The sequence below is a fragment of the Xanthomonas sp. SHU 308 genome, assembly GCF_000364645.1.
GTDB lineage: Bacteria > Pseudomonadota > Gammaproteobacteria > Xanthomonadales > Xanthomonadaceae > Xanthomonas_A > Xanthomonas_A sontii.
In genome coordinates this window covers 1-7,814 of record NZ_AQOK01000802.1, presented here as the reverse complement: position 1 = coordinate 7,814, position 7,814 = coordinate 1, and the positions used below count along the sequence as shown (strand labels likewise).

9 protein-coding genes are annotated in these 7,814 nt (G+C 70.4%); 1 reads left to right on the top strand and 8 read right to left on the bottom strand.

The genetic code is table 11. The annotated features are described in order from the left end of the window. Positions 1–187: 187 nt before the first annotated feature. The 8 genes from D588_RS0121170 to rlmD all read right to left on the bottom strand — a co-directional run bounded on the left by D588_RS0121170 (position 188) and on the right by rlmD (position 7,296). On the bottom strand, positions 188–1,438 hold the full coding sequence (locus D588_RS0121170; protein ID WP_026143961.1) for an NAD(P)/FAD-dependent oxidoreductase: 1,251 nt from the start codon (positions 1,436–1,438) through the stop codon (positions 188–190). 95 nt (positions 1,439–1,533) lie between these two features. Further along, a complete protein-coding gene (locus D588_RS0121165) occupies positions 1,534–1,740 on the bottom strand; it encodes a cold-shock protein (protein WP_003488188.1) in 207 nt (68 codons plus the stop codon). Between the two features lie 88 nt (positions 1,741–1,828). Continuing rightward, positions 1,829–2,575: an S-methyl-5'-thioinosine phosphorylase gene (locus D588_RS0121160; protein ID WP_017917415.1), complete on the bottom strand. Its 747-nt coding sequence runs from the start codon at positions 2,573–2,575 to the stop codon at positions 1,829–1,831. Between the two features lie 96 nt (positions 2,576–2,671). After that, the gene (locus D588_RS0121155; RefSeq protein ID WP_017917414.1) at positions 2,672–3,226 is read right to left on the bottom strand and encodes a hypoxanthine-guanine phosphoribosyltransferase; all 555 of its coding nucleotides are present in this window, start codon (positions 3,224–3,226) and stop codon (positions 2,672–2,674) included. Then, positions 3,226–4,233 (bottom strand): beta-N-acetylhexosaminidase, encoded by a 1,008-nt coding sequence (gene nagZ / locus D588_RS0121150; protein ID WP_017911606.1) that lies wholly within the window; start codon positions 4,231–4,233, stop codon positions 3,226–3,228. The genes D588_RS0121155 and nagZ overlap by 1 nt, the downstream gene beginning before the upstream one ends. A 384-nt stretch (positions 4,234–4,617) precedes the next feature. After that, positions 4,618–5,292, bottom strand: a complete 675-nt coding sequence (locus tag D588_RS0121145; RefSeq protein ID WP_017911030.1) for a DsbA family oxidoreductase — start codon at positions 5,290–5,292, stop codon at positions 4,618–4,620. Between the two features lie 81 nt (positions 5,293–5,373). Continuing rightward, the gene (locus D588_RS0121140; RefSeq protein WP_017917413.1) at positions 5,374–5,880 is read right to left on the bottom strand and encodes a CYTH domain-containing protein; all 507 of its coding nucleotides are present in this window, start codon (positions 5,878–5,880) and stop codon (positions 5,374–5,376) included. Positions 5,881–5,949: 69 nt separating this feature from the next. Further along, positions 5,950–7,296 (bottom strand): 23S rRNA (uracil(1939)-C(5))-methyltransferase RlmD, encoded by a 1,347-nt coding sequence (rlmD, locus tag D588_RS0121135; protein WP_017917412.1) that lies wholly within the window; start codon positions 7,294–7,296, stop codon positions 5,950–5,952. A 150-nt stretch (positions 7,297–7,446) separates the two neighbouring features. On the opposite strand from rlmD, the gene D588_RS0121130 reads away from it, so the two are divergent. Beyond that, positions 7,447–7,814: response regulator (locus D588_RS0121130; protein WP_017917411.1), on the top strand; the 368-nt coding region annotated here is incomplete at its 3' end.

Genomic DNA, 7,814 nt, shown 5'->3' with positions numbered 1-7,814 from the left:
ACCAACTGAAGGGTGTCGGGGCTGAAGCCCCTCCCACACAAGATTGGCGAATCGCGGCACGACAATGTTGCAAGTGCAAACACAGAACATCGCCGTCGGACCGCGCTCGCCGCGTTGCGCTCTGCACGCGCGGTCGCCACGACGAATCACCCAAGCCCGCGTCCACCTGCGTCCGCGATCTCGCCGCCTACGGCAGCGCCACGCGCCGCGCCACCGCGTCCTGCAACGCTTCGAGAAACTCTGGCGCCAGCGGCAGCTTGCCCAACCAGCCGTGCTGGGTGCCGCTGAGCACGCGCAGCATGTGCCCGCGGCCGCCGGGCATGCGCCCGGCCGGCAACATGCCCACGTCGCGCAGCCGCGCCGCCACGTCGCGCTCGGACTGGAACAGCGGGGTCAGCCAGCGGCTCCAGAACTGGTACACCGCCACGTGCGCCTGGCGCTGCGCCTGGTAGCGCGCCAGCGCCGCGTCGATGTCCGGCGCGGTGCGCAGGCTCTCACTCAATGCCCAGGCGTCCATCAGCGCCATGTTGACGCCCTGCCCCAGTTGCGGGCTCATCGCATGCGCCGCGTCGCCTGCCAGCACCAGGCGGCCGCGGTACCAGTGCCGCTGCACCGCATCGCGGTAGCTGGCCCGCGCCAGTTGCGCCGGTGCGTCGATCTGCGCCAGGCGTTCGCGCGCCTGCGGCCACAGCTGCGCGATCTCCTCCAGCCACGGCTGCACACCGCGCGCCTGCCAGGCATCGAACTCGGCGGTCGGCAGGCTCCAGAAGAAACTCACCCGCGGCTCGGCATCGCCTGGGCGGGTGCCCACCGGCAGCAGGCCGATCATCTTGCGCGCGGCCACGTAGCGCTGGCGCAGTTCGTCGGGGAAGGCCCAGTCGCCGCGCGGCAGCAGGCACCACAGCGCGCCCCACGGATACATCCGGTCCAGCCGCGTCGCCTGCACCTGCGCGCGCAGCGCCGAGGTCGAGCCGTCGCAGGCGATCACCAGGTCGAACGGCCCGTGCCAGCGGCCGTGCTGGTCCTGCACCCGGCGCAGCGTGTCGTCGATGGCGACGATGCGCGTATCGCGCTGCAGCGTGGCGTAGCCGTCCCAGGCCTGCGCCAGCAGGGCGAACAAGGCGCCGCGCTGCATGCCCAGCCCGAACAGGCGCGCCTCCAGGTCGCGGTAGCGCATGTCCATCACCGCGCGCCCGCACGGGGTCTCGCCGTACAGGCGGTGCACCGGCGCGCCGTAGGCCAGGGCCTGCTCGAGCAGGCCGATCCGCCACAGCACCTGCAGGCCGGTCGGCTGCAGCAGGAAACCGGCGCCGACCGGCCCGGGCTCGGCGGCGCGCTCGAACACCTGCACGCGGTGCCCGTCGCGCGCCAGCAGCAGCGCCAGTGCCTGGCCTGCGGTGCCATACCCCACGATCCCGATCTGCAATCCTTGCGTCATTGCCCGCACCGCCTGCCGACGCCGACACCACGGCGTCTCCCATAAAAAACCCCGCCGAAGCGGGGTTCAAGGCACAACCGAGTCAACGCGCGCGCTTACTCGACCGGCGTGATATTCGAGGCTTGCGCGCCCTTCGGACCCTGGGTCACGTCGTAGCTGACACGCTGTCCTTCCTGCAGGCTGCGGAAGCCCTTGGAGTTGATCGCGGAGAAGTGCGCGAACACATCGGCGCTACCGTCTTCCGGAGAAATAAAACCAAATCCCTTGGCGTCGTTGAACCACTTGACGGTACCGTTCGGCATGGTGATGCGAGACCTTTTGCAGTGAATGGGTGGTGGTTGTGCGGCAGCCGCACCGGCGGAGTATGCAAAGCTTGCGCAACGAAGACAATCACCCGCGCGCCAGTTCCCCCACCAGCTCCGGCAGCCCGACCGAGGCCGCCTCGACATTGGCCAGCACCTCGGCCAGGGTGATTTCCTCGGCGTCGCCGCAGCCGGCCGCCCAGTTCGCCACGATCGCCAGGCAGGCGTAGTCCAGGCCCAGCTCGCGCGCCAACCCGGCTTCCGGCATGCCGGTCATGCCGACCAGGTCGCAACCGTCGCGGCGCAGCCGCGCGATCTCGGCAATGGTTTCCAGGCGCGGCCCCTGCGTGGCGGCGTAGCAGCCACCGTCCACAAGCGCGGTGCCGGTGACGCGCGCGGCGGCGAGGATCTTGCTGCGCAGCAGCGGCGAATACGGATGACCGAAATCCACGTGCAACACCTCGCTGCCCGGCTCTTCGCACAGGGTGGAGATGCGCCCCCAGGTGTAGTCGATGAGCTGATCCGGACAGGCCAGCACGCGCGGGCCGAAGCGCTCGGTGATGCCGCCCACCGTGTTCAACGCGAGCACGCGCGTGGCGCCGATCTGCTGCAGTGCAGCAAGGTTGGCGCGGTAGTTGATCTTGTGCGGCGGCAGCGAATGGCCTTCGCCGTGGCGGGCCAGGAAGGCGACGCGGTGGTCGAGCAGCGTGCCGACCCGCACCGGGCCGGAAGGCGCGCCGTAGCGCGTCTCGACCTCGTGGGTCTGCACGTCGTCCAACTGTGCGAGCTTGTAGACGCCGGTGCCGCCGATGACGGCCAGTGCGATGTTGTCCAATGCGGATCCTCGAACGAAAGGGAACGCCTGCGCCGGCGACGCGCGCCGGCAGCGGGAAACGGCAGCGACGCAGGCGAGGCTGGCTCGCCTGGCCGCTTACTCCTTCATCGCGTAGATCGCCGGCAGGTTGCGCAGCGCCTCGTTGACGTCCATGCCGAAGCCGAACACGTAGCGGTCAGGCACTTCGACGCCGACGTAGTCGGCGCTGACCCCGGGCACGCAGCGGTCGTGGCGCTTGACCGTCAGCGCGGCGATGCGCACGTCGGTGGCGCCCTGCTCCAGGCACCACTCGCGCACTGCCTTCAGGGTCAGGCCTTCGTCGAGGATGTCGTCGAGCAACAGCACGCGGCGGCCGTACAGCGCGGTGGCCGGACGGTGCTTCCACACCAGTTCGCCGCCGACGGTCTCGCCGCGGTAGCGGGTGGCGTGCAGGTAGTCCAGCTGCAGGTCCTGGCCGCGGCTGCCCAGTTCCAGCGCCAGTTGGCCGGCGAACGGCAGCGCGCCGTGCATGATGGTCAGGTAGACCGGGGTTTCGCCGCGGTAGTCGGCGGCGATGGCGTCGGCCATCTGGGCGATGGCCTGGTCGATGCGGGTGCGATCGACCAGCAGGTCGGCCTGGGCCAGGGCCTGGGCGATGGTGAGAGTGGACATCAGGCGGTTTTTCCGAAGGTGGAGAGCAGATGGGATTGGGTGTGACCGTAGCGGGCGTCGGCCAGCAGGCCGTCCCAGCCAAGGCCGCCGCGGCCGATCAGGCCGAGCAGCGCGGCGGTGTTGAGCGGGCGATCGCGCACGGCCTGCAGCGAGTCTTCGACCAGTTCCGGGTGGCAGACCAGGACCACGTCGCAGCCGGCGTCCAGGTGCGCGGTGACCCGCGCGGCGACGCCGCCGGCGGCGAACGACGCGGCCATGCCGATGTCGTCGGAGAACACCACGCCGCGGAAGCCCAGCTCCTGGCGCAGGATCTGCTGGATCCAGCGCGGCGAGTAGCCGGCCGGTTCCGGCGCCACCTGCGGGTAGACCACGTGCGCCATCATCACCGCGTCGGCGCCGGCGGCAATGCCGGCGGCGAACGGCACCAGGTCTTCCTGGCGCAGAGTCTCCAGCGGCCGCGGGTCCTCGGCGTTGTCGACGTGGGTGTCCTCGAGCACGGTGCCATGGCCGGGGAAATGCTTGAGGGTCGCGCCCATGCCGACGCTGTGCATGCCGCGCACATAGGCCGTGGCGAAGGCCGCGACCACCTGCGGATCGTCGCTGAAGGCGCGGTCGCCGATGGCGCGGTTGCCGCGGGCCAGGTCCAGCACCGGGGCGAAGCTGAGGTCGATGCCGCTGGCGCGGATCTCGCTGGCCATCAGCCAGGCGTGCTGCTCGGCCATCTCCAGCGCCGCGGCCGGATCGCGCGCGTACAGCGCGCCGAAATCCTGCAGCGGCGGCAATGCGCTGTAGCCCTCGCGGAAGCGCTGCACGCGCCCGCCTTCCTGGTCCACGCAGAGCAGCAGCGGCCGCGGCGTGGCGGCGCGGATCGCCGCGCTCAACTCGGTCACCTGCGCGCGCGAGGCGAAATTGCGTTTGAACAGGACCACGCCGGCCACCGCATCGTGCTGCAGCCAGTCGCGCTCCTGCGCGGTGAGTTCGGTACCGGCAACGCCGATCGCGAGCATGCGGGGGATTCCTCCTGCCGGCGCGGTTCAGGCGCCTGTGGGCCGGCATTGTCGCAGATGCCGGCGTCGGCGGCAGGTCGCGCCCCTGCCAGCTGACATGTCCCGGTAATGAACGCGTCCGAGTTGAGGCACGCGCGGCGAGGGGCAGCGCAGCAGGACCGCGGCGCGCTGCAGTTCATCCGGTCCACGCGCGCAAGGCGGCCTTGCGGCCCGTTGCCTGGCTGCCGTGGCTGGCGCGCGCGGGATGCGGGACACGTCCACGGCGAACCGGCATGGGCATCAGCAGGACGCCTGCGCATCACCGCGGGAAGCCCCTCGCCTCCTGCGACGCTGTCTGGCGCGCCGCACGCGGCGCGGGAAGCCCAACGTACAGCGCGCGACGTCCTAGACCGCGCAGCCGTCCGGACCGCAATCGCGGCCCGCCTGGGCGTCGGCCAGCAAACCGCGCACGGTGGCGGCGAACACCTCCGGCGGCTGCGCGCCCTGCAGCGCCTGGCGGCCATCGATGACGTAGGTGGGTACCGCGCGGATGCCCATGGCCTGCGCCTGCCGCAGTTCCGCCTCGATCTCGTCCAGTCCCTCGCCGCCGGCCAGCAGCGCCTGCACCCGCGGCGCCGACAACCCACCTGCGGCGCCGGCATCGCACAGCGTCTGCGGATCGGCCAGGTTGCGGCCCTCGGCGAAGTGCGCATGGAACAGCGCCTCGGCGACCGCGTCGACATCGCCCTCGCGCGCCGCCAGCCACAGCAGCCGGTGCGCGGGCAGCGTGGTCACCCGCACCTGGCCGCGACCGAAGTCGAACGGCAGGCCTTCGGCGCGCGCGGTGGCCTGGGTCTGCGCCAGGATCTGCTCGGTGCGCGCCGCACCGCCGAACTTGGCCGCATAGGCCTCGCGCAACGGCACCGGCTCGGTGCCGGCGTCCGGATCCAGTTGATACGGATGCCAGTGGATCTCCAGCGCCGGCGCGTCCGCGCCGAGCGACGCAAGACCTTGCTGCAACCGGCGCTTGCCGATCCAGCACCAGGGACAGACCACGTCGGACCAGATATCGATGCGCATGAGCGGGGATTGGGGATTGGGGATTGGGGATTCGCAAAAGCATAAGCCGGATCGCTGCAGCTAGCCCGCCTTTGCCAATCCCTAATCCCGACTCCCCAATCCCGTCCATTCGCAGAATGGACACGTCGCCAGCGCCACGTTGTAGTACCTCGGATCGTCGGTGACTTCGGCGCCGAGCCAGTCCGGCGTGGCGAACGCCTCGTCGGCGCTGTCCAGCTCGATCTCGGCGACCACCAGCCCGGCGTTGTCGCCGAGGAACTCGTCCACTTCCCAGAGGTGGCCCTGGTACTGCACGAGATGTCGGCGCTTGTCGATCAGGCCGCCCACGCACAGCGCCAGCAGCGCGCGCGCATCGTCCGGCGGGATCGGATACTCGAACTCCTGGCGAGTATGCCCGAGCTCGCGCGACTTGAGGTTGAGGAACGCGGCCTCGCCCTGCACCCGCACCCGCACCGACGCCTTCTGCGCCCCGCTGGCCAGCGCCGCCTGGTCGTTGAGATAGCCCTGCGCCATCGGCATCACCGCGTGCGCCGCCGCGCGCCAGCCGTCGCCTATGACGAGGAATTTGCGTTCGATTTCGATGGCCATGGGAATCGGGAATGGGGAAAGGAGAATGGAAAAAGCTTAAACCGCGCGCGCAGCCGCTGTGACGAATCCCTAATCCCGATTCCCCATTCCCGGCTTTTCGAACACCGCAATGCTCTCCACATGCGCGGTGTGCGGGAACATGTCCATCGCGCCGGCGGCCTTGAGCACGAAGCCCTGTTCGTTGACCAGGTAGCCGGCATCGCGCGCCAGCGAGCCGGGATGGCAGCTGACGTAGACGATGCGCTGGAACTGTTTCAGCGGCAGTTGCTGCAGCACCTCCAGCGCGCCGGAACGCGGCGGGTCCAGCAGCAACTTGTCGAAGCCCTGGCGCATCCACGGCGCCTGGCGCTGGTCCTGGGTCAGATCGGCGGCGAAGAACTGGGCATTGTCCAGGCCATTGCGCTGCGCGTTGTCCCGCGCGCGCGCCACCAGCCCGGCGTCGCCCTCCACGCCCACCACCTCGCGCACGGTGCGCGCCAGCGGCAGGGTGAAGTTGCCCAGGCCGCAGAACAGGTCCAGTACCCGGTCGCCGGGCTGCGCGTCGAGCAGGGCCAGCGCGTGCGCGATCATCTTCTCGTTGAGCGCGGCATTGACCTGGATGAAGTCCAGCGGCCGGAACGCCAGTTCCACATCCCATTGCGGCAGCCGGAACGACAGCGGCACCTCCTGCGGATACAGCGGGTGCACGCTGTCCACACCGCCGGGCTGCAGGAAGATGGCGAAGTCGTGCTCCTGGGCGAAGGCGATCAGCGCGTCCTGGTCGCGCGCGCTCAGCGGCTGCATGTGGCGGAAGGTCAGCGCCACCGCGGCGTCGCCGGCGATGAACTCGATCTGCGGGATGTCGCGCTTGCCGTCCAGGCTTTCGACCAGTTCGGCCAGCGCGGTCACCTTGAAGCCGATCTGCGGGATCACCGTGTGGCAGACCGACAGGTCGGCGACGAAACGCGGATCCTGCTCGCGGAACCCGACCAGGGTCTTGTCCTTCTTTTCCACCCGCCTAACCGAGAAGCGGCCCTTGCGCCGATAGCCCCAGGGCGCGCCGGTCAGCGCCGGCAGCACCGCCTGCGGGGTCACGTGGCCGATGCGCTCCAGGTTCTCGGTCAGCACCCGCTGCTTGGCGACGATCTGCTGGTCCTCGGCCAGGTGCTGCAGCACGCAACCGGCGCAGACCCCGAAATGCGGACAGCGCGGCGTCACCCGCTGCGGCGAGGCCTGCAGCACCTGCACGGTGCGCGCCTCGTCGAAGTGGCGGTTGCGCGCGGTCGGTTCGGCCAGGACGGTCTCGCCGGGCAGCGCGCCGGCGACGAAGGCGACCTTGTCGCCCTCGCGGCGGGCGACGCCGCGGCCGTCGTGGCTGAGGTCGGCGATGTCGGTCTGGAAGGGCGTGCGGTCGAGACGGTTTCTGGATCGGGCCACGTGGCAACAGGCTGCGGGCGGAAAAGGGCGGCTATTGTCGCAGATGGGCCGGGCCGGGACCGGCTTGCGATTGCCGCGCCGGCGAGGCAAAGTGGCGCACGCACGCGCGCCACCGCGCGGGATGCGACCACGCCGCATGGAGGCATCAGCATGGCATCGAACCAGGACCCGGTAACGCGACTGCTGCTCGTCGAAGACGACCCGATCAGCCGCGCTTTCTTCGACGCGACGCTGCAGGCGCTGCCGGCCCAGGTGGACCTGGCCGACTCCGTCGCCAGCGCCCTCGCCCGCGCGCAGACGCAGGCGCACGACCTGTGGCTGATCGACGCCAACCTGCCCGACGGCAGCGGCAGCGATTTGCTGTGCCAGTTGCAGCGGCAACGCCCCGGCACCCTGGGGCTGGCGCATACCGCCGACACCAGCGCCACGGTCCGCGCGCAGTTGCTCGACGCCGGGTTCGCCGACGTGCTGCTGAAACCGCTCAGCACCGAACGGCTGCTGCAATCGGTGCGCCGGCT